This is a genomic window from Mycobacterium sp. E740 (genome assembly GCF_001672895.1).
GTDB lineage: Bacteria > Actinomycetota > Actinomycetes > Mycobacteriales > Mycobacteriaceae > Mycobacterium.
Map to the genome: position 1 here is coordinate 18,221 of NZ_LZKP01000209.1, position 23,966 is coordinate 42,186.

Here is a 23,966-nt window from a genome sequence, read left to right on the forward strand (position 1 = left end):
GCAAGCACTTGCTTGGTACGCTAGCACAGTGACCGACCGCCAAGACATGAAGCTGGGGCTCGAAGGCAGGGTCGTGCTGGTGACCGGTGGTGTGCGCGGGGTCGGCGCGGGTATCAGCGCCGTGTTCGCCGGCCAGGGGGCCGTCGTCGTGACGTGTGCTCGCCGGCCGGTGGACGGCCTGCCGTACGAGTTCCATCCGTGCGACGTACGCGACGACGACGCGGTGGCTGCGATGATCGCGGCGATCGCAGAGCGCCACGGTCGGATCGACGTCGTGGTGAACAACGCGGGCGGATCGCCCTACGTGCTCGCCGCCGAGTCGTCGGCCAAGTTCAGCAGGAAGATCGTCGAGCTCAATCTCCTTGGGCCGCTTTCGGTCTCGACACATGCGAATGCAGTGATGCAGAAACAGGATCAGGGCGGCTCGATCGTCAACATCGCCAGTGTCAGCGGTCGCAGGCCCACACCGGGGACCGCGCCCTACGGCGCCGCCAAAGCGGGGATGGAAAGCATCACCGCGACCCTGGCCGTCGAGTGGGCGCCCAAGGTCCGGGTGAACTCGGTGGTGGTCGGGATGGTCGAGACCGAGCAGTCCGAATTGTTCTACGGCGACGCCGATTCCATCGCGGCGATCTCGCGCAACGTGCCCCTCGGCCGCCTGGCCAAGCCCGACGACATCGGTTGGGCCGCGGCGTTTCTGGCCTCAGACGCGGCGTCCTACATCAGCGGCGCCTCGCTCGAGGTGCACGGTGGCGGCGAGCCGCCGCACTACTTGCAAACCACAACGGCAGACATCAAGAAATAAGGGAGACAGCAGATCATGGGATTGCTCGACGGCCGCGTGGTCATCGTGACGGGTTCGGGCGGCGGCATCGGGCGCGCGCATGCGCTCGCGTTCGCCGCCGAGGGCGCCCGCGTCGTGGTCAACGACATCGGTGTCGGCCTGGACGGCTCGCCGGCCGGCGGCGGTAGCGCCGCCCAGAGCGTCGTCGACGAGATCACCGCCGCCGGCGGAGAGGCCGTCGCCAACGGCGCCAACGTCGCGGACTGGGCGCAGGCCGAGGGCTTGATCCAGACCGCGGTCGACACGTTCGGTGGGCTCGACGTCCTGGTCAACAACGCGGGCATCGTCCGCGACCGGATGTTCGCCAACACGAGCGAAGAAGAGTTCGACGCCGTCATCGCCGTCCACCTCAAGGGCCATTTCGCCACCATGCGGCACGCCGCGGCGTACTGGCGTGCGCAGTCGAAAGCCGGCAACGCCGTTGACGCCCGGATCATCAACACCAGTTCCGGCGCCGGCTTGCAAGGCAGTGTGGGACAAGCCAATTACAGCTCCGCCAAAGCGGGGATCGCTGCGCTGACGCTGGTGGCCGCCGCCGAGATGGGCCGCTACGGCGTCACGGTCAACGCGATCGCGCCGTCGGCACGGACCCGGATGACCGAGACCGTGTTCGCCGAGATGATGTCCACGCAGGGCCAGGACTTCGATGCGATGGCGCCGGAGAACGTCTCGCCGCTGGTGGTCTGGCTCGGCAGCGTGGAATCGAGAGACGTCACCGGCCGCATGTTCGAGGTCGAGGGTGGCATCGTGCGGGTCGCCGAGGGCTGGGCGCACGGCCCGCAGGCGGACAAGGGCGCACGGTGGGACCCCGCCGAACTCGGACCCGTCGTCGCCGGCCTCCTGGACAAGGCGCGCCAGCCGGTTCCGGTGTACGGCGCCTAGCGGGAACTCCTATGCTCGGTCGATGGGCACACTGTCTGACACCGACCGCATCGCCGCCGCTGAGGCTTACATCGACGCACTGGTCAGCCATCGGGCCGACGACGTCGCCTTCGCCCCGGACTGCGTCCGGATCGAAAACGGCCTCAAGACCGGTTTCTCGGGAAAACATCTGCGGCGCAGCCTGGATCGCGGACCACAGTTCCGGATCATCGAGGCGATCGTCGACCGCGATTTCCGGGTCGACGGCGACGAGGTGCACGCGACGTTCACCGTCGTCACCAAGCCGAGGATCGTCGGGCGCCGCGTGGTCGCGCGCACCGAGGAGACCTTCCTCATTCCCGCTTCCGACGGGCAGATCCACCACATCAGGGCGCGCGTGCGCCCGGGACTGCAGCGCGCCTAGATCCGTTCGATGATCGTGCCGGTGGACAGCGCACCACCGGCGCACATCGTGATCAGCGCGGTGCTCTTGTCGGTGCGCTCCAACTCGTGCAGGGCGGTGGTGATCAACCGGCTACCGGTGCTGCCCACCGGATGCCCCAGCGCGATCGCGCCGCCGTTGACGTTGACGCGGTCCATGTCGGGTTCGTGCACCCGCGCCCACGACAGCACGACGGATGCGAACGCCTCGTTGATCTCGACGATGTCGATGTCACCCATCTTCATGCCGGCTTTTTCCAGCACCTTGGCCGTCGACTGAACCGGGCCGTCGAGGTGGTAGTACGGCTCGGCGCCGACCAGCGCCTGGCTGACGATGCGCGCCCGCGGCTTCAGGCCGAGCGCCCGTGCCTTGTCTTCGTCCATCCACAGCACGGCGGCGGCGCCGTCGGAGATCTGCGACGACGTGCCCGCGGTGTGGATGCCGCCTTCGAGCACGGGCTTCAGCGATGCCAACCCCTCGATCGTGGTGTCGCGCAAGCCCTGGTCGCGAGTCACGACATGACGCTCGCTGGTCGGTTGCTTCTGCTCGTCGAGCACCGGCGCCTCGATGCCACTGATCTCGCGGTCGAACCGGCCCTCGGCCCACGCCTGCTTGGCCTTGCGCTGAGAGTCGAAACCGAACCGGTCGATCTCCTCGCGAGTGATCCCGCGCCGCTTGGCGATCCGCTCGGCGGCGGTGAACTGGTCGGGCAGGTCGATGTCCCACGAGGCCGGCCGAAGGATGCTGCGGTCGGGCCCGGCGTTGGCGCCCAGCCCCACCCGGCTCATCGCCTCGATACCGCAGGCGATGCCGATGTCGATGGCGCCCGCCGCGATGAGACCGGCGATCAGTCCGTTGGCCTGCTGCCCGCTGCCGCACTGGCAGTCGACGGTCATCGCGCCGACGTGCTCCGGCAGCCCGGCCACCAGCCAGCTCACCCGCGTGATGTTGTTGGACTGCTCGCCGTACTGTGTGACGCAGCCTCCGACGATCTGCTCGACGTCGCCGGCGTCGATGCCGGCCTTGTCGATGAGCGCTTTCTGCGTGGCGCCGAGCAGTTCGGTGGCGTGCAGGCCGGACAGCCAGCCGTTGCGTTTACCGATAGGACTGCGGGTGGCTTCGACGATGACGGGGTTGCCCATTCGGTCAGGCTAGAACACGTTTCATTACTCTGACAAGCGAGGTTGGCGACCTGCCTTTTATCTGCGCAGAAGCCATGTTTTACTGGCACTAGAACACGTTGCAATTCTCGTCGCAGAGGAGCTTTTCCATGCCTTGCCCCAACATCCCTGACGGCTTCGACTTCCTCGACGCGAGCCTGAACCTCGAGCGGCTGCCGGTCGAGGAGTTGGCCGAACTGCGCAAGTCGGAGCCGGTGCATTGGGTCGACGTACCCGGTGGCACGGGTGGCTTCGGGGACAAGGGCTACTGGCTGGTGACCAAGCACGCCGACGTCAAAGAGGTGTCGAAGCGCAACGACGTCTTCGGCAGCTCCCCGGACGGCGCCATCCCGGTCTGGCCGCAGGACATGACGCGCGATGCCATCGACCTGCAGCGCAGCGTGCTGCTGAACATGGACGCGCCGCAACACACCCGGCTGCGCAAGATCATCTCCCGCGGCTTCACCCCGCGGGCTGTCGGCCGGTTGCAGGAGGAACTCGACCAGCGCGCGCAGAACATCGCCAAGCAGGCGGCCGCCTCGGGCAGCGGAGACTTCGTCGAGCAGGTGTCATGCGAGCTTCCGCTGCAGGCGATCGCCGGTCTGCTGGGCGTGCCGCAGGACGACCGCGACAAGCTGTTCCGGTGGTCGAACGAGATGACCGCCGGTGAAGACCCCGAGTACGCGCACATCGACCCGGCACTGTCCTCGGTCGAGCTGATCCAGTACGCGATGCAGATGGCCGAGGAGCGGGCCAAGAACCCGACCGACGACATCGTCACCACGCTGATCGAGGCCGACGTCGAGGGGGAGAAGCTCAGCGACGACGAGTTCGGCTTCTTCGTCGTGATGCTCGCGGTGGCCGGCAACGAGACCACCCGGAACTCGATCACCCACGGCATGATCGCGTTCTCGCAGAACCCCGAGCAGTGGGAGCTCTACAAGCGCGAGCGGCCCGAGAGCGCCGCCGACGAGATCGTTCGCTGGGCCACCCCCGTCTCGGCGTTCCAGCGCACCGCCCTCGAGGACGTCGAGCTCGGCGGAGTGCAGATCAAGAAGGGCCAGCGGGTCGTGATGTCGTACCGCTCAGCGAATTTCGACGACGAGGTCTTCGAGAACCCGCACACCTTCGACATCATGCGCAATCCCAACCCGCACGTCGGGTTCGGCGGCACCGGCGCGCACTACTGCATCGGCGCCAACCTGGCGCGGATGACCATCAACCTGATCTTCAACGCGGTCGCCGACCACATGCCCGACCTCAAGCCGATCGGCGAGCCGGAGCGGCTCAAGTCCGGTTGGCTCAACGGCATCAAGCACTGGCAGGTCGATTACACGGGCCAGTGCCCGGTGATCAAGTAGCTTAGCCACGGCGCAGATTTCCCGGTATCAAGGAGGATTCGGGTGGACTTCAGTCCAGACGAAGGGCAGCAGGCTGTCGCCGACGTGGTGACCTCGGTGCTCGGCCGCGACAACAGTTGGGACGCGCTGGTCTCCGGCGGCGTGACCGCGCTGGCCGTACCCGAGCGCCTCGGGGGCGACGGGGTCGGCCTGCCCGAGGTGGCGACGGCGCTCACCGAGATCGGCAGGCACGGCACCATCAGCCCCGCGTTGGCCACGTTGGGCCTGGGGTTGTTGCCGGTCCTCGAGTCGGCGACCGAAGAGCAGCAGGACCGCTACCTCGCCGGGGTGGCGAAGGGCGGCGTGCTCTCGGCAGCGCTGAACGAAGCCGGTGCGCCGTTGCCGGACCGGCCGGCGACCAGGTTCGCCGACGGCAAGATCAGCGGGACAAAGGTCGCAGTTCCCTATGCGGGACAAGCGGATTGGCTCGTCGTGACGGCGGACACCGCGGTCGTCGTGGTGTCGCCGAAGGCCGACGGCGTCGAGGTGACCAAGACGCCGACGTCGAACCACGGCGACGAGTACTCGGTGACGTTCACCGACGCGGCGGTCGACGGAGTGCTCGAGGGTGTCGACGCCCGCCGGGTCAACCAGCTGGCACTGGCGGCGATCGGCGCGTTCGCCGCCGGTCTGGTCGCCGGCGCACTGCGGCTCACCGCCGACTACGTCGCCACCCGCGAGCAGTTCGGCAAGCCGCTGTCGACTTTCCAGACGGTCGCCGCCCAGCTGGCCGAGGTCTACATCGCTTCTCGCACACTGACGTTGGTTTCGAACTCGGTGACCTGGCGGCTTTCGGAAGGCCGCGACGCGGACGACGACATCGATGTGCTGGCTTACTGGCTGGCCTCGCAGGCCCCTCCCGTGATGCAGCTGTGTCATCACCTGCACGGTGGCATGGGGATGGACATCACCTATCCCATGGACCGCTACTACTCCTCGATCAAGGACCTCGCCCGCCTCGTGGGCGGCCCGTCACACCGGCTCGACTTGGTGGGAGCTCAATGTTCATCGAACTGACGCCCGAACAACGGCAACTGCAAGCTGAACTGCGGGAGTACTTCTCGAATCTCATCTCGGCCGAAGAGGCCAAGGAGATGGAAAAGGACCGCCACGGCAAGGCCTACCGCACCGTCATCAAGCGGATGGGCTCGGACGGCAAGCTCGGCGTCGGCTGGCCCAAGGAGTTCGGCGGGCTCGGCTTCGGCCCGATCGAGCAGTCGATCTTCGTCAACGAGGCCCAACGCGCCGACGTGCCGCTGCCCGCGGTGACCCTGCAGACCGTCGGGCCCACGCTGCAGCAGTACGGCACCGACGCGCAGAAGAAGAAGTTCCTGCCTGCCATCCTCGCCGGTGAGGTGCATTTCGCGATCGGCTACACCGAGCCGGAGGCGGGCACCGATCTGGCGTCGCTGCGTACCACCGCCGTGCGCCAAGGCGACGAGTACATCGTCAACGGCCAAAAGGTGTTCACCACAGGCGGACACGACGCCGACTACATCTGGCTGGCTTGCCGAACCGATCCAGAGGCGGTCAAACACAAGGGCATCTCGATCCTCATCGCCGACACAAAGGATCCCGGCTATTCGTGGACGCCGATGATCCTGTCCGACGGTGCGCACCACACCAACGCCACCTACTACAACGACGTGCGGGTGCCCGCCGACATGCTCGTCGGCGAGGAGAACGGCGGATGGAAGCTGATCACCACCCAGCTGAACAACGAGCGCGTGATGCTCGGTCCGGCAGGGCGATTCGCCAGCCTGTATGACCGTGTGTACGAGTGGGCGTCCAGGCCGGGGGGTAACGGCGACATCCCGCTGGACCACGACGACGTCAAGCGTTCGCTCGGTGAGCTCAAGGCGATGTGGCGCATCAACGAACTGCTCAACTGGCAGGTCGCCGCGGCCGGGGAGACCATCGACGTCGCCGACGCCGCCGCGACGAAAGTGTTCGGCACCGAGCGGATCCAGTACGCGGGACGTCTCGCCGAGGAGATCGTCGGCAAGTACGGCAACCCGGCCGAACCGGAAACCGCAGAACTGCTGGAATGGCTTGACTCACAGACGAAACGAAACCTGGTGATCACGTTCGGCGGAGGTGTCAACGAGGTGATGCGGGAGATGATCGCGGCCGCGGGCCTGAAGGTCCCGAGGGTCCCCCGGTGAGTGCCGTCGACGACATCAAGGCCGCCGCGGAACGGGTCAAGGCCGAGGGCAAGAGCAAGCCCCGGGTCGGCAGGCACCCGGTGAACCAGCCGATGATCGACCACTGGCTCGACGCGATGGGTGACAGGAACCCGATCTACGTCGACGACGCCGCCGCCAATGCCGCCGGGCATCCCGGCGCGGTCGCACCTCCGGCGATGATCCAGGTCTGGACGATGATGGGGCTCGGCGGTGTCCGGCCCGACGACGACCCGCTCGGCAAGATCCTCGACCTGTTCGACGAGGCCGGCTATATCGGTGTCGTCGCGACGAACTGTGAACAGACCTATCACCGGTATCTGCGGGTCGGCGAGGAGGTCAGCGTCACCGCGGAGTTGACCGACGTCATCGGCCCGAAGAACACCGCGCTGGGCGAGGGCTTCTTCATCACGCAGAAGATCACGTGGTCGGTCGGCGATGAAGACGTGGCCGAAATGATGTGGCGCATCATGAAGTTCAAGCCGGCCGACGCCGATCAAGAGGGGTCGGCTGGCGCAACCGTGCCCGATGATCTGGACGCGGCCATGATGATGCGGCCCGCGTCGTCGCGCGACACCAAGTTCTTCTGGGACGGCGTCAACGCGCACGAGTTGCGCATCCAGAAGCGGGCTGACGGCACGCTGGTGCACCCCCCGGTGCCCGCACTGTGGCAAGACAAGAGCGAGCCCACCGACTACGTCGTCGCCAGCGGCAACGGCACCGTGTTCAGCTTCGTCGTGCACCACGCACCGAAGGTGCCGGGTCGCACCTTGCCGTTCGTCATCGCGCTCGTCGAACTCGAAGAAGGTGTGCGGATGCTCGGCGAGCTACGTGACGTCGACCCGGCTGCCGTGGAGATCGGAATGCCCGTTCGCGCAACATATATCGACTTCCCTGAAGGCGACTCCGGTCCGGCGTGGACGCTGTACGCGTGGGAGCCCGCCAAATGAGCGCCCCGGCTGTCGAGGTGGGCACCAAGCTGCCCGAACTCGCGCTGTACGGCGACCCGACTTTCATCGTGTCGACCGCCATCGCCACGCGGGACTATCAGGATGTCCACCATGACCGGGACAAGGCACAGGCCAAGGGCAGCAAGGACATCTTCGTCAACATCCTCACCGACACCGGTCTGGTGCAGCGCTACATCACCGACTGGGCGGGACCCGACGCGATCATCAAGTCGATCTCGTTGCGTCTCGGCGTGCCCTGGTACGCGTATGACACCGTGACGTTCTCCGGTGAGGTCACTGCTGTCGACGACGGCGTGATCACGCTGAAAATCGTTGGCAGCAACAGCCTCGGTGACCATGTGATCGCCACTGCCACCTTGACGATCGGAGGACGAGCATGAGTGGCAGCCCGTTGTCCGGCAGGGCCGCGATCGTCGGCATCGGCGCCACCGACTTCTCCAAGGACTCCGGGCGCAGCGAACTGCGGCTCGCATCCGAAGCGGTGCTCGACGCACTCGACGACGCGGGTCTCACGCCGGCCGACGTCGACGGCATGGTGACGTTCACGATGGACTCCAACACCGAGGTCGCCATCGCGAGGGCGACCGGCATCGGCGACCTGGAGTTCTTCTCGAAGATCCACCACGGCGGCGGGGCGGCCTGCGCCACCGTGCAGCAGGCCGCGATCGCGGTGGCGACCGGTGTCGCGGATTGCGTTGTGGCATACCGCGCTTTCAACGAACGCTCGGGTGTGCGGTTCGGCCAGGTGCAGATGCGGTTGGTGGAGAACGCCGACTCGACGGGCGTCGACAACTCGTTCTCCTATCCCCACGGGTTGTCCACGCCCGCGGCGCAGGTGGCGATGATCGCGCGGCGCTACATGCATCAATCCGGTGCGACCAGCAGAGATTTCGGCGCCATCTCCGTTGCCGACCGCAGGCACGCGGCCAACAATCCGAAGGCGTACTTCTACGAGAAGCCGATCACGATCGAGGACCACCAGAATTCGCGGTGGATCGCCGAACCGCTGCGACTGCTGGACTGCTGTCAGGAGACGGACGGCGGTGTGGCGCTGGTGATCACGTCGGCCGAGCGGGCCAAGGATCTCAAGCACCGGCCCGCGGTCATCGAAGCGGCCGCCCAAGGCGCCGGCCCCGACCAGTATTCGATGACCAGCTACTACCGGCCCGAACTCGGGTTGCCGGAGATGGGGCTGGTCGGCAGACAGCTGTGGGAACAGTCGGGGCTCGAGCCGACCGACATCCAGACCGCTGTCCTCTACGACCATTTCACCCCGTTTACGCTGATCCAGTTGGAGGAGCTCGGGTTCTGCGACCGCGGTGACGCCAAGGACTTCATCAAGGACGGGGCGATCGAGATCGGCGGAAGGCTGCCGATCAACACCCACGGCGGTCAGCTCGGTGAGGCCTACATCCACGGCATGAACGGAATCGCCGAGGGTGTGCGGCAGTTGCGCGGCACGTCGGTGAACCCGGTCCCCGACGTCGAGCATGTGCTCGTCACCGCCGGCACCGGCGTGCCGACATCGGGTCTCATCCTCGGTTGACCCAGCGGGACAGGATGCGGAACTCCGTCGCGCTGATCAGCGCAGTGGATCCCTATCCGAGCGACGCCGGCAAGAAGGTGGTGTTGGCCGGATTCGTGGAGTACCTGGCCGAGCGCGTGGGCAGCCGCAACGTTCATTACGTGCTGGTCGGCGAACCAGTGGACGGTCAGTTCCCGGTGACCGCTCACTGCGTGGCCAAGCCGGCGAAAGCCAGCGCAATGGGGAGCCTGCTCTCGCGCACCCTCACCGGTCGGTCGAGTATGCAGGAAGCGTTGCTCAACACTGCAGATCTGCGTGACGCGATTCACCGAACCCTGGCGGACGTCGAGCCGGACCTCACGATCTACGACACCGTCCGGATGGCTCAGCATGTGCGCGAGGGACACGGCGCGACGGTGTGCTACCTGGACGACTTGTTCTCCGAGCGCTACCGGGGGATGCTGCAAGCCGCCAAACGCAATGCGGACGTCGATCTGCAGGCGCTGGGCAACTTCGGCACCCATGTGCCCGCGGTGGTGCGTCCGCTGGCACAGTGGCAGCCGACCCAACGCGCGCTCCTGCGCTGGGAGCAGAGCCTGGTGCGGCGCAGTGAAGATCGGACGGTCCACCGCTTAGACACCACGCTGCTGATAAACGAGCACGAAGCGGCCCTGCTGCGCCAACGCTCCGGCCTCGGCCCGGACAGGGTGCGGGCGATACCGCCGTTGCTCGGTCATCGTCCACCGATTGTTCGCGAATATCGCGGTGCACCGGAATTCCTTTTCCTGGGCCAACTTTCGCTGACCCACAACGAAGACGGCCTGCGGTTCTTCCTCTCCGACATCTGGCCGCTCGTGCTCGCTGCGCGGCCCGACGCACGATTGACCATCGTCGGCCGAGACGCGCGCGCGGGATTGATCGCGTCGGCCAGGCGGCACGCCGACAGCGTTGATCTCCTTGGCTACGTACCGGAACTGACGACCGTCCTCTCCCGCACCGCTGCGTTGGTCAACCCGCTGCGCTTCGGGTCCGGCGTCAAGCTCAAGATGATCGAAGCGCTCAGCGGCGGCGTGCCGATCGTCTCCACGTCGATCGGCGCCGACGGCGTCACGGCGGGAGCCGAACACGGTGTCGTGTTGGGGGACACCCCGTCCGACTTCGCGCGGGCGATGCTCGAGACAACCGAACCGTCGCACAACATCGAGCTCTCCGAGGCCGCCCGCGAGCACTTCGAGGTGAGCTACTCGCGTCAGGCCGTGTTCACCCGCTACGACGAAGCGTTCGGGCTCGGCTGATTCGCGGCCGATCGGGGGATTCCGCGAAGGAAGCGGGCCGCGACCTCGTCCCAAGAGGATCGTCCGGAAAGCGCTTGTGCCCCCGCATCTCCCATCCGCCGTGCCGCCTGCGGATCGGTCAGGAGCCGGATCAGCCCATCCGCCAGCGCCGCCGGATCGTCCGGAGGCACCAGCACACCCGAGACGCCGTCGTCGACCGCGGACGGAATGTCTCCCACGCGCGACGCGACGACCGGACGCCCGAATGTGTGCGCCAAGTGCGCGACACCCGACTGACTGCTGCGCTTGTAGGGCAGAACGACGCACCGCGCCGGAGCGAAGTAGGACGGCACGTCCGCCGCGGCGACGTAACCCAGGTCCAGCCGTGCGCGCTCGAGGCGCGAAACCTGCGTGCGCAGCTCGCGCTTGTCGATGTCGGCGTCGGGCGCGCCGGCGATCACGAGCTCCGCGCGGGGAACTGCTGCCAGGACGAGAGGCCATGCCGCGCACAATGTGTCGACTCCCTTGTACCGGGTGATGGTCCCGAACGCGAGCACTACCTGACCCGTTTCGTCCGCCGGCGGGACCGCCTCGGCGAGGATGGCTTCGTTCCCGTGTGGAATGACGTGGATCGGAGCACTGACCGGCCACGTCTCGGACAGCGCCTGCCGAGCTGACTCACCGAGCACGAACGCCACATCCAAATCGGCGTACGCCTGCCTCAGCGCGTTGCTGGAAGACGCTGCCGTGTCGTACATCCCGGGTTGATCGCGGCGCCGGACCAAATGGCGTGGCTCATGGCAGATCAACGCCAGGACGGCATCCGGAAGTGCTCGGCGTACCGCGTGCACACCCCAGCCGTCGAGCGAGAACTGCCACAGCGACCAAACGACCACGGCCGGCCGCTTTCGGACCAGATAGGCGATCAAGACCGCCCAGGCGGCAGCGTGGCGGCCCGCCCGGATGCCACGCCGGGCGCGGCGCCACCAGTCCGGAACGTCTTCACCGGCGTTGGGATGCCATGTCGGCAGGATGCTGCGGACGCGGCAGCCGGGTTCGCGCGAAGCGAACTCGGGAGCGTGCCCGGTGATCACCTCGACGTCCGCACCCGCCCGGGCAAGTCCCTCGCCCAGCTGCAACGTGAAGTGGAAGAGCCCACCAGACGGCGGGAACTGTACCAGCACAATGCTTTTCGGGTCCGCGTTGTGTCCGGCCCGCCGCGCGATGGTCTGCTCGTACAACGTCCGCAGTCTGCGCGCCCACGTGTCGGCGCTGAAGGTCGATTCGTAGCGCTGCCGTGCCGCCTGCTCGATACGCAGTCGAGATGGACCGTCCTCGCGGACCGTTGCCGTCATCTCGGTGACGGCAGCAGCCAGGGCGGCCGGGTTGCCGGGTTCGACGAGCAGCCCGCACTCGGGCGAAACGATGTCGGTGATGCCGCCGGCGGTGGTCGCGACGATCGGCCGTGCGGCCGCCAAAGCGGAGATCAACGACGTGGGTAGCGCGTCTTCTCGGGAGGGGTGCACGACGAAGTCGCACGCGGCCATCAAATCGGCTACGTCGCTTCGGAACCCGAGGACCAGTACCCGATCTTTGAGCCGCGGATCGCCGTCGACGGCATCGGTGATCTCGTCCAGCAGTGGGCCGTCTCCGGCGAGCGCGAGCAGAACGGGAAGGTCCGGCGACGCGATACGCATCGCTTCCAGCAGGTCGGCGTGCCCCTTCTCCGGGCGCATCAGGCTGACGCACAGCGCGAGCGTCTGGTCCGGTGTCACCCCGAGCTCGGCGCGGACGGCTTCGCGGTCTCGTGACGCGTGTGGCTCGCCCACGCCGTTGGGCAGGACCGTGACGGGAGCGTGCGCACCCGCCAACTCCGCATACCAGCGCCGCTGGGCTTCGGAGAGCGTGACGACCGTGTCGGCCAGCCGGCTGCGGACGCTCAGGGCGGCGCGCACCCGCACCAGGTCGGCCCCGGATTTCGGCTTGTCGATCACGTGCAGGGTCGACACCGACGTCACGCCGGCCAGATGGGCCGCGACACCGCCGACCACATCGGCGTGCTTGAGATGCGTGTGGACGATGTCGACACCCTCCTCGCGCAGGATCCGCGCGAGCCTGCGTGCGACCAAGGCGTTGTAGCGCGACGAGCGCAGCTCGTGGACCACCACACCCAGCGCCTGCAGGGGGGCGACCACCCGGTTGTCGACGCCACCGGACGTATGGGCGTCCGACAGCCCGATCACGATCATGCGCAGACCTGCCGCAGGAGCGACGCGGGCCAGTTCGACGAGTACCGCCTCGGCACCCCCGGCGCCCAGCGAGTGGATGACGTGGGCGACTGTGAGCGGAGCGTCAGACGGCACCACGGACCTCCGCGTACAGATTGTTCAGGTTCTCGACCCAGCGGTCCAGCGAATACTTCTGTTCGACCAGGGCGCGCCCGGCCCGTCCGAAGCCGGCGGCGCGCACGGGGTCACCGATCGTGCTCAACAACGCTTCGGTGAGGGCGTCGACGTCGCGCAACGGAACGAGACGGCCGGTGACGTCGTTCACCACGATCTCGCGCGTGCCCCCGGCGTCGGTGGCCACCACCGGGAGACCGCAGGCGGCCGCCTCGATCAGCGCCGTGGGCAACGCCTCGTCGACAGACGCCGAGACGACGCCGTCGACCGTGGCCAGGATGTCGGCGACGTCTTCGCGGCGACCCAGGAGAGTCACCGAGTCGGCGAGGCCGAGTTCGGAGATCGCGCGTTCGATATCCGGGCGGGCGGGCCCGTCACCGACGATCAGCAGGGTGGCGTCGGGATGAGCGGCGACCACCGCGGCCCACGAGCGCAGCAGATCCCCGTGGTTCTTGTCGGGGCGCAGCGCCGCCACACATGCCCAGACAGGGCCGCCGGGCGAATCACCGGTGCGCCCGATGTTGAAGCGCTCGGTGTCGACGCCGTTCGGAATCATCCGCCAGGTACGCCGGGCAGGTCCGTGCAACCGCGCGTACTCGTCGAAAGCGTGCTGCGACACCAGCACCAGCCGGCCGAAACGCTCCGGCACCCGCACCGAGAGGCGCTCCTTCAGCCACTCCGCGCGGCTGCTGTGGCGCTGGGGGCTCAAGTGCAGGGTCGCGACGACCGGCTTACGCGCCAGGTAACTGGCGAGCGTCACGACGACGGCCGAATACCCGAGATGCGCATGAACCACATCCACGGGCGCGCGCCGCAGAGTGCGGACCAGACGCGCGAAGCCGACCACGTCGAGAAGCCGTGAGACGTTCAGGTAGGTCGGGTTCAGCCCGGCCTCGGCGAGGCGACCGAACAGCTCGGTGAGGTTGCGGGTCGGCGGCGCCAGGCTCGCGGCGGAGATCGACAGCGATGCGGGAGCGCGCAGTCCCAGCTCGGCGACGAGGTTCTCGGCGCCGCCGAAGCTGAAATGGTCGAGCACCATCAGTACCCGGGTGGGCCGCGACGGCGCCGAGGGGTGCGACTCTCGGACCGGCATCAGGCCAGGACCTGCAGGCGCTCCCAGGGAATGCCGTCGATACGGCTGTAATCCCACTGCAGGTCGTGTTGTTCGTACGTGGTTCCCGGTGACTCGGCGGCGGCGGTGAGATCGCGCTCGAACGCGACGCTGAGCGGAGCGCCGCCGGTGTCGACGACGTAGGCGCCGTACGTCTGCAGCGCCTGGGCGATCACCCGGTCAGCCGGCCCGAGATTCAGTTCGTCGATGTTCACATCCGGGTCCAGCCGGATGCGGGCACCTTCCGGCACGCAGTCCGGTCCGCGGTATGTCCCGTCGGTCTTGATGGCAGGCGACCGGAACACGTCGGCGCATGTGCTGTCGCTCTGCAGTGCCAGCGCATGCGGGATCTCGCCGCGGCGCATCTCGTCGACCCGGATCACTCCCGCCAGCCGCGACGCCCCCGAAGCGGTGCTGAATCCGTTGTCGTAGGTGCCCCAGCCGGAACCGTCGAGGTGATTGACTGCCCCGAAACTTGTTGTCCACTGGTTGTTTTCGTGTCGTGCCTGCCAGAATTCATATAGTAATCGGTTGTCGTGGTCGATCACGACCATGGCTCCGTCGGATCCGGGTGAGGGTTCTGCGCCGTCGGGAATCGGAACCGGGTGGCCGGCGAACGGACATGCGCCCCATTTGGTGATCCGGCACGTCACCGTCGTGCGCGGGGTGTCGCTGTCGGCCGAATAGACCGGGATGGCGAATTCCACGAGGTTGGCGTAGATGGCGGCGTCCCGGGTCATCCTGGCCACCATCGGGGCACTGTTGACGTCCACCGAAGCGCTGTCGGCCAGCGCTGTCCGGAACGGACTGTCCTCGGCGAACGGTTCGGCCGCTGCGCTCGAATGCCAGCCGACCGCGGTGATGCACAGCGCGGCGATGACGAGCACCGGCAACGCGACCGACAACATCCATCGGGGCATCTTCAGCGCCGACGGGCGCGGCTCGTGCTCGGTCGGTGACCGACCCAGGGCCTGCATGGTGTGCTCTCCTCAACCACACTGTCGTGTGGGTACCACCCTACGCATGCCCCCGCTGTGTCTTCGCCGTTGCAACAGCGAGAAGGCTGCGACGCCGACCGCCGTCCCAGCCGCCAGCGAGACCACCATGGCTGTCGCGGAATGCCGGTATCCGTCCTGCTGAACGACCGTGCCGACCGGGTAGAGCTCGTACAACGAGTCGGCACCGAACCGGGTGAGGTTGCTTCGCGCGCGCTCCACGGCGGCGTCGAGGAGATCGCGTGCGGCGGCGTGGTCGCGCGCGGTCACCGTGATCGTGACGACGCCGCGGACGGTGTCTGCGACCGCGGTGCTCTGGGCGCTGCCGGCGGACATCAATGCCGCGTAACTGGGCAGCACGACGTTGCGACTGCGCATGTCGAGGGCGTAGGCGTACCCGTAATCCGTCCCGGGGTTGGGCAGGATGGTGACGCGCTGACTCGCGGTATGGACACGGGTGGCCGTCGCGGTGAGGAACGCGGACAAGACGACAACTCCGAGCGCCACCGCGGCGGCGGCCGCACCGATGGTCCTCGGCCAGGCGCGCGTCGCTTCCTTCCAGTCCGGGCCGACCTTCGCGGCCATCGCACCGGCGAGCGCGAGGAGGATCCCGAAGGTTCGCAGGTAGGACAAGTGGATGAAGATGCTGGCCGTCGACCAACCGATGATCGCGGCAAGCGCGGCAGCAGCCAGGCAACGCTCGACGACGTCCGACCGCAGGGCCAGCTGTGACACCCGGACAGCGATGCACACGACGATGCCACCGACCAGGATCGCCCAACCGATGAGGCCGACGACACCGCCTTCGCAGGCGAGCTCGGCATACAGGTCGTGGGGTGCCGCTGTCGCGGGTTCGGTCACCGCCGTCGGCACGAGGCCCGAATAGCGGGGCACTTCCAGTCCGAAGCCGCCGAGCCCGAAGCCGAAGATCGGACGGTCGTCGAACATCGCCCACGCGACCTCTTGCGCTGCCATCCGCCCCGCGACGGACGGGTCGATGGTGTAGCCCGGCTGTGACCCCCAGAGATCGTTCATCAGTGCGACGAGTCGATTGCCGACGCCGGGCACCAACAGGATGAGCACCACGACCGGCAGCATCTTGACCGCCCGCCGCCGCGCGCCGGGGCCGCTTGCGACGGTCCAGACGATGAGCACCACCAGCGTCGAGATGAAGGTCCCCCGCGACTGGGTGAGGTAGATGCCGATCAGCAAGGCGAGCATCGCAGCGGCCCAGGCGACGACCACGCGCTGCTGCCCTGCGGCCCGGGCGCGCACGATCAGCGCGCCGGCCAACGGCAGTCCCATGATGAGGTGGCGACCCCAGAAGTTCGAGTCGGGCAGCGGCCCCCCGTAGCGCGGGGTGGTGACCAGTTCCCCGCTCGCTTCGGTGACTGTGGCGAACCCACCGAACGACGCGGCGCCACCGAAGAGCAACTGGTTGACCAACGTCAGGACGCTGAGAACGGCAAGGGGCACCACCACCGCTGCGGCGACCGCCCATGGGCGCTCGGTCACCTGGATCAGCATCAGCACCACGATGACGAAGAGGAAGTCGGCTACTTCGTTGGTCAGCAGACCGAGCGAGGCGCCGACATCCTGGGCGCCGATCGCGGAGAGCAACCGGGTCAGCAGAAAGACGCCGACCAGTCCGATGAACCCGGCTGTCCACCAATTCAGTCGAGCGCGGGCGACGGGGTCACGCAGCGCCAGTCCGAGCGCGACCAGTCCGAGCAGCAGCGAAAGGCGGAACACCGAGAATGGGCCCTTACTGCCCACCACGCCGCTGACGTTGGCCACCTCGCAGACGACCATCACGACCGTCACCAGAACTGTGCCCCGATGCCCGGACACCGCAACGCTGTCGGACACCGGCGTTCTCACCGAGACGGCGTCCCGGGCGGTGGTGAGCTGGTGTCGAGTTCCGCGGTGTCGGCGTCGCGCGTGCCGGGGGCGCTGCCGCTGCGGTCACGGTGCAGTCCCCGTCGAGGTCGGCTCCCGGTCCACCAGCTGATGAGAATTCCGATGCCCGCACCGAGCACCAGGCCGACGATTCCGGCGGTGCCCAGGACTTGAATGCCGCTGGGGCCCAACGGCTGTGCGCTACCGGCCGGCGGTTTGACCACTTCGAGGCGGAACGGACCTGATACCGCGGTCGCCGCGCCGTCCGCGTCGTACAAGACCGCGCTCAGTGCGGCTTCTGCGGCCGCTGCGGAGTTGGCGTCGATGGTCACTTCGATCAGCGTCGTGTCGCGCACCGCGCCGGCCGAAAGGGCCAGCTCCGAGGCGGGCACCCCGGCGGCCGCGGCAGCGGCCTGCAGCCACGTGGGTTGACCCAGGACGATCGCCGCCGAACGTGTCGCCTGGCCGTGGTTGAGCACCTCCCAGTAGCCGGCGGCGTCGCTGGTGGGTATGTAGGAAGCCGGCAACATCGCGAGCGTCGCCTGGGCCCGGAATTTCTGTAGATGCCCGACGAGAAAGAAGGCGACCAGAACGCTTGCGAGCATTCCGATCGCCGCGCAGACGGCCACGAAAAGCCACCGCCGCCCAGACAGGTTTCTGAGCACGGCGTCCCCCTTTCCGCGACCCTCAGTCGCGCCGCGCCGCATACGCCGGTCGCCGCAGCAGCGAGCGAATAGCTGACAACCCCTGATCGAAGAGCCCGCGTGCAGTGAGTCGTAGCACCAATAGGTAGCACACGATCCCGGCGAATGCGGCCAGCGTGAGTTCTATCGGGTCGGCCAGTTTCCTGGTGGCGTAGGTGATGCCCACCATGACGAGCGCCATCGCGGCCGCTGCCGGGATCGGCTGCAGAGTCGCCTTCGCCAGGCTGCTGATGGGCAGCCCCGTCACCACTCTCACCAACGCGAAGTTCGCCACGAGGGGAATGAACTCGGCGATCAGCAACACCAGGGCGACCATGACGATGCTCCGCCCAGCCGCCCAGTAGATCGGCCATGCGAGGACGAGCAGTTTCGCCGCGCCGGTCGCAGTGAGGAGCCCCGGGCGTCCGATCGCCTTGAAGACGTCGCCGGCGTGAAACGACGTCGAGTGGACCAGCCCGTACATGGACAGCACCGCCAGCACGGGCGCTGCCTCGGCGTATTGATGCCCGTAGAGAGTGCCGATCACGGCTGGGGCCGCGGCGGCCAGGGCAACGCAGATGGGTGCTGTGAGCGGAACGACGACGGACAGGACCTGCCGGTAGTGCTCGCCGACGTCGCGACGCTGCTCCTGCAGCCGGGAGAGCGAACTGAACAGCACCTCGCTGATGACCACGCACAGGTTGAGGACGAGCAGCTCGGGGATGCGGAACGCCAGGGTGTACAAGCCCAGCGCGGTGTCGCCGAGCCGCAATCCGATCGCCGCGTAGTCGACGTTCGCGATGCCGAACGCCAACAAGGTGACACCCGTGACGGATGCTCCGTACCCCACGAGATTGCGCGCCTCTGCGGCGTCGAAGCCGTACCGGAGTTTGGTGCGAGCGACCAACCAGTACAAGACGGTGAGCGCGACGGTGCCGGCGAGCTGACCGTAGACCAGGCTCCAGACGCCGAAACCCGCAACCGCCAACGCGATTGTGAGAGCGGCCTTGATGACGGCGGCGAAGAACTCCGGCCACAACCTTCTTCTGAAATCGAGCCGCCGGCGCAGGAACGAGTTCGGCAGGATGCCGATGGCGGAGATCGTGACCGCGACGGCGAGTACCCGCACGATGTTGGTCAGCTCGGGTTGTCCGAGAAGCGATCCGGCCAGCGGCGCGGCTGCGGCGAGTGCCCCGCCGGACAGCAGGCCGAAGACGGTGACGATGGTCAACCCCGTCGGCGCGAATCGGCTCCAGGAACCGGGGCTCTGCACCAGGGCGGCGCCGACACCGAGGTCTTTGATGTAGTCGAAAAAGTTGATGATCAGCAGCGCCAGCGCGAACAGGCCGAAGTCGGCGGGATCGAGCAGCCGCGCCACGACCACCGTGGTGATCAGGGCAGAGCTCTTGCTCAGGCCGAAGACGAGGTAGTTCCAGGCGGCCTGACGTCCCGTCGACGAGACGGCGGGGGGAGTCGGTTCGTCGACGTCGGGGCTCGCTGGTTTCTGTTTCCTCAGCCGCATGGCATCGGGTGGTGCTCAGCGCGTTGCGAACAGGTAGTCGCTTGCCCAGGGACGCGGGTCGTCATCGCGCCTGCGCACGGTGAAACCCGCGTCCACCAACAACTCGTACACGGCATCCTTGGTCCGGTAGGAACCGTCTCCCGTTTCCTCGGCCAAGAAGTCGTGGCATCCGATCGCCGCGTGACGCACCAGCGGCAGCACCTCGGAACCGCCTTGCAGCGCAGGCAATTCGGCGCCTTCGATGTTCATCTTGAGGAAGTCGATGCGTTCCAGACCATACTTGCCGACCAGATCGGTGAGGGTCAGCGCCGGCACCTCGACCCCGTCGGAACCGATTCTGTTCTCGTAGCTGACTTCGGTCGGCAGGTCGCTGATCATGACCGGTCGGTCGGAATCCATGACGGCCGCATGAACCAACTTCACGTTGGTCACCCCGTTGAGTTGGCAGGTGCGTTGCAGGGTGGCAAAAGTCGCGGGATGCGCTTCGACCGCAACGACATTGCCCGAGGGGCCCACCCAGCGGGCGAAGGGCAGTGTCTCCGAGCCGATTCCAGCGCCGATGTCGAGTACCACGTCGCCGGGCTTCACCGTGTAATGGGGAAGGAAGACGTCCCGCGTGAAAGCTTCGCTCTCCTCGATGCCCATTCCTTGTGGCCTCGGCAGCAGCGTGACCCCAGCCGGGGTGCGTTTCAGCCAGGACCCCGACGGGCGGTCGTACGTGAATCGTGCTTGTTCCCCTGCGGCTTTGGCTCGTCGATTCGCCACAACGGTGATCAGCGGTCGGCCGGGCCCACGGTTGAGCGCACGAAAAATCGCGTGTTTGAGGGCCACATCGCGACGATAACATCGCCGTAGTGGCCACACGGTCCATTGAAAGACAGCCGTATGACGGCATAGGAGTGTGCGGTGAGAGTTCTGGTTACGGGCGGGGCAGGCTACATCGGTTCGCACGTCGTGCGGTCATTGCAGAACAGTGGCCACACGGCCGCGGTCCTCGATGACTTCTCGACCGGCAGCCGAACCCGCCTGTCCGCCGAAGCCCCTGTCTTCGCCGGATCGTTACTGGACGCCGCCTTCGTCGAAGAATCGCTGAACGCTTTCTCTGCAGACGCCGTCGTTCACATCGCCGCCAAGAAAGCCGTCGAGGAGTCGGTCGCCAACCCGCTCTTCTATTACGAGGAGAACGTCATCGGGCTGCAACGTGTGCTCTCGGCGATGATCCGAGCCGGGACACGCCGGATCCTGTTCTCGTCCAGCGCGGCGGTATACGGGGCACAAGCCTGCAGCCCGGTCACCGAGACCTCGCCGACCGAACCCTCGTCTCCATATGGCTGGACGAAACTGATGTGTGAGCAGATGATCCGCGACGTCGCAGCAGCCCACGACTTGAACTGGTCAGCACTGCGTTACTTCAACGTCGCGGGCGCCGCCGACCCGCAACTGGCCGACCGCGGTGAGAACAACTTGATACCGAAAGTATTCAGAGCGATCAGTTCGGGTGTGCCGCCCCAGGTTTACGGAGACAGCTACCCGACGCCGGATGGCTCGTGCATCCGTGACTACATCCATGTCAACGATGTCGCGGACGCGCATACCGCTGTGCTGAACCAGATGGCGAACGCCCCACTGGGCAGTGTCTACAACATCGGAACCGGCACTGGCACAAGCGTTCTGGACATCATGGCAGCGGTTCGTCAGGTGACGGGCGTCGATTTCGAGTACGAGATCAGCGCGCCACGACCGGGTGATCCCGCAGACGTCGTCGCCGATCCCACCAAGATCCGCACCGAGCTCGGCTGGGCATCGACCCACGATCTGCACGACACCGTCGAGAGTGCCTGGCGAGCTTGGTCCGCCCCGCCAGCCTGACGACATGCATGCGGTGATCAGCGACCGATTGCGCTGGTGCAACGCTACTATCGGGTACCCGCATCGACCCATCTCCGCGGCGAAAGGCAGGCTGTGATCGGGCGAATCTGGTCAGCACTGATCGTCACGGGATGCCTCGCTGCTCTACAGGTGATCGGTGTTCCGAGTGCGGCGATCGGCCAGCCGCCCGGCGATGCCCCGCCACCGGACATCACCTTCAGCGGGCAGCAACTCGGCATGAGCCAGCAGCTGTCTTTCAGAGGTCACGACGCGACACAGAAGGTCTCGATCCCCGTGCCGGAGGGACTCTCGCCGACCACCTTCTCCGGAATGCTCGAATCGGCCAGCAACATACCCTCGGGCTACCTGGAAGCGCAGACCGTGGACGGACGGTCCCTGGGCTCGGTTCCGGTACCGAACTTCTCCGCTGAGCGGCCGGCGGCACCCTTCTCCTTCGACATCCGCTCCGTTCCGGTGGTGGGCCATCAGGCTCAACTGAATCTGGCCCTGCGGGTCTCCGGTACCGAGGCGGTGTGTTCCCCACCGCCGACCCTGACCGTGGGCAACTTCAGCACCGCGTTCACCGGGAACGCCCGGCCCCCCACGACGATCGAGGAATTCCTCCCGGCGATCGCACCCGTCTTCGACATCTACGTCGATCCGCAGCCGACCGACGCCGAGAAACTCACCGCGCTCAGCCTCGTTGCCGCGGTGACCAAGTACTACCAGCCGGCACCGGTCAAGATCGATCTTCGCCCGCTGCCCCGCGCCACCCCGGTGCCCCCGCCTGACCGCGACGTCTCGACCCGCGCCATCCTCATCCGTGACGTCGACGAGCCGAATCCCGGTGTGCGTCTGGTCACCGATGCGGGGCCGCCCTTCCTCGCCATGTCGGGACAAGGCGACGCCCTGACCCGGCAGGCTCGGCTGTTCCGGGACGGCCTGCAGAAAGTGGCACAGGCGGGCGAGGTCAGCGTCGAATCCGCCGATCCCCCGGTGGTTGACAAAACCAGCAGGTCGACCTTCGGTCAGCTCGGCATCACCGGTCGTACCTCAGTGCTGGGAGAGTCCTACATCTATCTGAATCTCGCTCCCGCGATGGCCACAGCGGGCAAGCCGAGCGTCCTCGACATCCGCCTGCTGGCGAACTACACGCCGGTCAGCGAAGACCAGAAGGGGACGATGATCGTCGCCATGGGCGACATCGTGCTCGCCACCGTGCGCCTCGACGCGTCCGGACGTGTGGACAGCCGCATCGCGATACCCGCCGACCTCTCCGCCCGCGATCAGGACGTGACCCTGACCATCAGGTACGAGCCCGACCCGCGCGCCTGCAGCCCACTGACCTTGCCGATGAACTTCGAGCTCGATCCCATGTCGACGACTTCCCTTCGGCCCGGCGGTCCCGTGGCGATGGGCGGCTTCGCTTCGCTTCCGCAGGCATTCGTGCCCAAATTCAAAGTGGCGTTCGACAACAGCGACCCCGACGAACTCGTTCACGCGGCGACGATCATCGGTCTCATCCAGCGGCTGTCGCCGACCGCGCTGACACCCGAGCTGGTGAGCCTCGACGATGCCGCGGCGAGCGACACCAGCGCGTTGATCATCGCCAGCGGGCAGTCGGTGCACGAACACGCCCTCGATCCACCGATTGACCCGACCGGTGACAAGTCCAAGATCGACCTGCCGTCTTCGGCAGTGGTCGACGTCGCCTCCGGGCTGGCCGCACTCCAGAGCTATGCGCAGAACAATCGGACGGTCGTGCTGTTGACCGCGTCGGGCCCGTGGACCCTCGCGACACCGCTCTTCGACTACTTGGCCAGGCTGAACCAGGGCTGGCGCGATCTGAGCGGCGATGTGCTCGTCGTCGGCCAGGGCGGGAACCCGCAAGACATCACGGTCCGATCCGATGGACCGGTGATGGTGGGCGCGAGCCAGCGTGCCGGTGCCTCGAGCTCAGGCGCCGAGCAGCCCGAGGACACGAGATTGCCCTGGTACGAGTGGATCCTGATCGGGGCGGGAGCGCTCATCGTCCTCGCCGGCGCAATCTATCTGGTCTCCAGAAGATTTCGCGAAGCCAACCGAGCGCCGCGGTAGCGGACAGTCGAACGGCCGGCGCCCACTCCTACTACTCTCTTGAAACGTGACCTCGTCTCAGCCACCGGACCGGTTCGACGCACCGCTGACGGTGGACCCGCGCCCGGCGCGGCGGCAGCGTGACCTCAAGCCCCTGATCGCCGGCGCCGCGGTCGTCGGCGCCGTGGCGGTGATAGTGGGCGGCGTTGTGCTCTGGTGGCCCTCCGCCGATGACACAGAACCGCATTCGAGCGCCGGCGAAACGTCGTCGGCGGCAACGGGATCGGCCGGCGGATCGGAACCCGCACAGGACGCAGAGCAAGCCCAGTTGTTGCGTCTCGTGCCGCGGGGGTATCCACCCGGGGCATGCAAGACCACCGCTACGCCGGAAAACGCACTGGCGCAGGTGGATTGCGATCGGAACAACGACCCGGACGGCCCGGTGTCGGCAAACTACCGCCTCTTCGGCGAAAAGGCTGCCCTGCAAGCCGAGTTCGACGCCGCGATCGCAACAGCCAGCCGGGTCAACTGCCCGGGCAATATCCAGTCTCCCGGGCCGTGGCGGCGCAACGCGACGCCCGACCGGGTGAGCGGGCAGTTGTTCTGCGGTCTTCAGGACGGCAAGCCGATAGTCGTCTGGAGCGACGAGCCCCGGATGACGGTCAGCGCCGTCCGAGCGGGGGCCGATGGCCCGACCTTCCCACAGCTGTACGCGTGGTGGTCTTCCCACTCGTGACGGCGCTGACCGT

General features: G+C 67.1%; 21 protein-coding genes. 13 read left to right on the forward strand and 8 right to left on the reverse strand.

Annotated features, from left to right (window positions below; translation table 11 throughout):
* Nucleotides 1-46 precede the first annotated feature (46 nt).
* Genes A5663_RS20255 through A5663_RS20265 form a run of 3 tightly spaced genes read left to right on the forward strand, consistent with a single transcriptional unit; the run spans nucleotide 47 to nucleotide 2,129 of the window.
* Nucleotides 47-805: an SDR family oxidoreductase gene (locus A5663_RS20255; protein ID WP_068153376.1), complete on the forward strand. Its 759-nt coding sequence runs from the start codon at nucleotides 47-49 to the stop codon at nucleotides 803-805.
* A 15-nt stretch (nucleotides 806-820) separates the two neighbouring features.
* On the forward strand, nucleotides 821-1,726 hold the full coding sequence (locus tag A5663_RS20260) for an SDR family oxidoreductase (protein ID WP_068153379.1): 906 nt from the start codon (nucleotides 821-823) through the stop codon (nucleotides 1,724-1,726).
* 22 nt (nucleotides 1,727-1,748) lie between these two features.
* Nucleotides 1,749-2,129, forward strand: coding sequence for a hypothetical protein (locus A5663_RS20265; protein ID WP_068153384.1), 381 nt, complete (start codon nucleotides 1,749-1,751; stop codon nucleotides 2,127-2,129).
* Here the strand turns inward: A5663_RS20265 and A5663_RS20270 are convergent.
* Nucleotides 2,126-3,289 (reverse strand): steroid 3-ketoacyl-CoA thiolase, encoded by a 1,164-nt coding sequence (locus A5663_RS20270; RefSeq protein WP_068153387.1) that lies wholly within the window; start codon nucleotides 3,287-3,289, stop codon nucleotides 2,126-2,128. The genes A5663_RS20265 and A5663_RS20270 overlap by 4 nt on opposite strands.
* A 128-nt stretch (nucleotides 3,290-3,417) precedes the next feature.
* Here A5663_RS20270 and A5663_RS20275 point away from each other — a divergent pair, with 128 nt between their 5' ends.
* Genes A5663_RS20275 through A5663_RS20305 form a run of 7 tightly spaced genes read left to right on the forward strand, consistent with a single transcriptional unit; the run spans nucleotide 3,418 to nucleotide 10,681 of the window.
* Nucleotides 3,418-4,668 carry a cytochrome P450 gene (locus A5663_RS20275; RefSeq protein ID WP_068153389.1) on the forward strand — a complete coding sequence of 417 codons (1,251 nt, stop codon included), beginning with the start codon at nucleotides 3,418-3,420 and terminating at the stop codon, nucleotides 4,666-4,668.
* Nucleotides 4,669-4,710: 42 nt separating this feature from the next.
* Entirely contained in the window at nucleotides 4,711-5,724 is a 1,014-nt protein-coding gene (locus tag A5663_RS20280; protein WP_068153392.1) for an acyl-CoA dehydrogenase family protein, read from the forward strand.
* Nucleotides 5,709-6,872 carry an acyl-CoA dehydrogenase FadE29 gene (gene fadE29 / locus A5663_RS20285; protein WP_068153395.1) on the forward strand — a complete coding sequence of 388 codons (1,164 nt, stop codon included), beginning with the start codon at nucleotides 5,709-5,711 and terminating at the stop codon, nucleotides 6,870-6,872. Before A5663_RS20280 ends, fadE29 begins: the two co-directional genes overlap by 16 nt.
* Entirely contained in the window at nucleotides 6,869-7,840 is a 972-nt protein-coding gene (locus tag A5663_RS20290; RefSeq protein WP_068153398.1) for a bifunctional MaoC family dehydratase N-terminal/OB-fold nucleic acid binding domain-containing protein, read from the forward strand. The genes fadE29 and A5663_RS20290 overlap by 4 nt, the downstream gene beginning before the upstream one ends.
* Complete coding sequence (locus A5663_RS20295; RefSeq protein WP_068153402.1) at nucleotides 7,837-8,241, forward strand: MaoC family dehydratase; 405 nt, start codon at nucleotides 7,837-7,839, stop codon at nucleotides 8,239-8,241. The genes A5663_RS20290 and A5663_RS20295 overlap by 4 nt, the downstream gene beginning before the upstream one ends.
* The gene (locus A5663_RS20300) at nucleotides 8,238-9,407 is read left to right on the forward strand and encodes a lipid-transfer protein (protein WP_068153405.1); all 1,170 of its coding nucleotides are present in this window, start codon (nucleotides 8,238-8,240) and stop codon (nucleotides 9,405-9,407) included. Before A5663_RS20295 ends, A5663_RS20300 begins: the two co-directional genes overlap by 4 nt.
* 14 nt (nucleotides 9,408-9,421) lie before the next feature.
* On the forward strand, nucleotides 9,422-10,681 hold the full coding sequence (locus A5663_RS20305) for a glycosyltransferase family 4 protein (RefSeq protein WP_068153406.1): 1,260 nt from the start codon (nucleotides 9,422-9,424) through the stop codon (nucleotides 10,679-10,681).
* On the opposite strand, the gene A5663_RS22835 is transcribed toward A5663_RS20305, so the two are convergent.
* From A5663_RS22835 to A5663_RS20340, 7 genes are read right to left on the reverse strand one after another with little or no spacing between them, the layout of a single operon-like run.
* Nucleotides 10,654-13,023, reverse strand: coding sequence for a glycosyltransferase (locus tag A5663_RS22835; protein WP_231976850.1), 2,370 nt, complete (start codon nucleotides 13,021-13,023; stop codon nucleotides 10,654-10,656). The two genes, A5663_RS20305 and A5663_RS22835, sit on opposite strands and share 28 nt — an antisense overlap.
* Nucleotides 13,013-14,155: a glycosyltransferase gene (locus A5663_RS20315; RefSeq protein ID WP_068153409.1), complete on the reverse strand. Its 1,143-nt coding sequence runs from the start codon at nucleotides 14,153-14,155 to the stop codon at nucleotides 13,013-13,015. The genes A5663_RS22835 and A5663_RS20315 overlap by 11 nt, the downstream gene beginning before the upstream one ends.
* Complete coding sequence (locus tag A5663_RS20320; RefSeq protein ID WP_231976851.1) at nucleotides 14,155-15,150, reverse strand: hypothetical protein; 996 nt, start codon at nucleotides 15,148-15,150, stop codon at nucleotides 14,155-14,157. Before A5663_RS20320 ends, A5663_RS20315 begins: the two co-directional genes overlap by 1 nt.
* Nucleotides 15,151-15,162: 12 nt before the next feature.
* Nucleotides 15,163-17,037, reverse strand: coding sequence for an O-antigen ligase (locus tag A5663_RS20325; RefSeq protein WP_156744576.1), 1,875 nt, complete (start codon nucleotides 17,035-17,037; stop codon nucleotides 15,163-15,165).
* Nucleotides 17,038-17,045: 8 nt separating this feature from the next.
* On the reverse strand, nucleotides 17,046-17,732 hold the full coding sequence (locus A5663_RS20330; RefSeq protein ID WP_156744577.1) for a hypothetical protein: 687 nt from the start codon (nucleotides 17,730-17,732) through the stop codon (nucleotides 17,046-17,048).
* Between the two features lie 22 nt (nucleotides 17,733-17,754).
* Nucleotides 17,755-19,272, reverse strand: a complete 1,518-nt coding sequence (locus A5663_RS20335) for an oligosaccharide flippase family protein (protein ID WP_082974272.1) — start codon at nucleotides 19,270-19,272, stop codon at nucleotides 17,755-17,757.
* 15 nt (nucleotides 19,273-19,287) lie between these two features.
* Complete coding sequence (locus tag A5663_RS20340) at nucleotides 19,288-20,103, reverse strand: FkbM family methyltransferase (RefSeq protein ID WP_156744578.1); 816 nt, start codon at nucleotides 20,101-20,103, stop codon at nucleotides 19,288-19,290.
* A 75-nt stretch (nucleotides 20,104-20,178) separates the two neighbouring features.
* Here A5663_RS20340 and galE point away from each other — a divergent pair, with 75 nt between their 5' ends.
* The 3 genes from galE (at nucleotide 20,179) to A5663_RS20355 (ending at nucleotide 23,953) form a co-directional block, all read left to right on the forward strand.
* Nucleotides 20,179-21,141: a UDP-glucose 4-epimerase GalE gene (gene galE / locus A5663_RS20345; RefSeq protein ID WP_068153421.1), complete on the forward strand. Its 963-nt coding sequence runs from the start codon at nucleotides 20,179-20,181 to the stop codon at nucleotides 21,139-21,141.
* A 93-nt stretch (nucleotides 21,142-21,234) separates the two neighbouring features.
* On the forward strand, nucleotides 21,235-23,238 hold the full coding sequence (locus A5663_RS20350; RefSeq protein WP_068153424.1) for a cellulose biosynthesis cyclic di-GMP-binding regulatory protein BcsB: 2,004 nt from the start codon (nucleotides 21,235-21,237) through the stop codon (nucleotides 23,236-23,238).
* 46 nt (nucleotides 23,239-23,284) lie between these two features.
* Nucleotides 23,285-23,953, forward strand: a complete 669-nt coding sequence (locus A5663_RS20355) for a hypothetical protein (RefSeq protein ID WP_156744579.1) — start codon at nucleotides 23,285-23,287, stop codon at nucleotides 23,951-23,953.
* Nucleotides 23,954-23,966 lie beyond the last annotated feature (13 nt).

Bases quoted from the DNA above. Each gene is read 5' to 3' on its own strand.
- A5663_RS20255 (WP_068153376.1), top strand. From the start codon at position 47: ATGAAGCTGGGGCTCGAAGGCAGGGTCGTGCTGGTGACCGGTGGTGTG.
- A5663_RS20260 (WP_068153379.1), top strand. From the start codon at position 821: ATGGGATTGCTCGACGGCCGCGTGGTCATCGTGACGGGTTCGGGCGGC.
- A5663_RS20265 (WP_068153384.1), top strand. From the start codon at position 1,749: ATGGGCACACTGTCTGACACCGACCGCATCGCCGCCGCTGAGGCTTAC.
- A5663_RS20270 (WP_068153387.1), bottom strand. From the start codon at position 3,289: ATGGGCAACCCCGTCATCGTCGAAGCCACCCGCAGTCCTATCGGTAAA.
- A5663_RS20275 (WP_068153389.1), top strand. From the start codon at position 3,418: ATGCCTTGCCCCAACATCCCTGACGGCTTCGACTTCCTCGACGCGAGC.
- fadE29 (WP_068153395.1), top strand. From the start codon at position 5,709: ATGTTCATCGAACTGACGCCCGAACAACGGCAACTGCAAGCTGAACTG.
- A5663_RS20295 (WP_068153402.1), top strand. From the start codon at position 7,837: ATGAGCGCCCCGGCTGTCGAGGTGGGCACCAAGCTGCCCGAACTCGCG.
- A5663_RS20300 (WP_068153405.1), top strand. From the start codon at position 8,238: ATGAGTGGCAGCCCGTTGTCCGGCAGGGCCGCGATCGTCGGCATCGGC.
- A5663_RS20305 (WP_068153406.1), top strand. From the start codon at position 9,422: ATGCGGAACTCCGTCGCGCTGATCAGCGCAGTGGATCCCTATCCGAGC.
- A5663_RS20315 (WP_068153409.1), bottom strand. From the start codon at position 14,155: ATGCCGGTCCGAGAGTCGCACCCCTCGGCGCCGTCGCGGCCCACCCGG.
- A5663_RS20320 (WP_231976851.1), bottom strand. From the start codon at position 15,150: ATGCAGGCCCTGGGTCGGTCACCGACCGAGCACGAGCCGCGCCCGTCG.
- A5663_RS20335 (WP_082974272.1), bottom strand. From the start codon at position 19,272: ATGCGGCTGAGGAAACAGAAACCAGCGAGCCCCGACGTCGACGAACCG.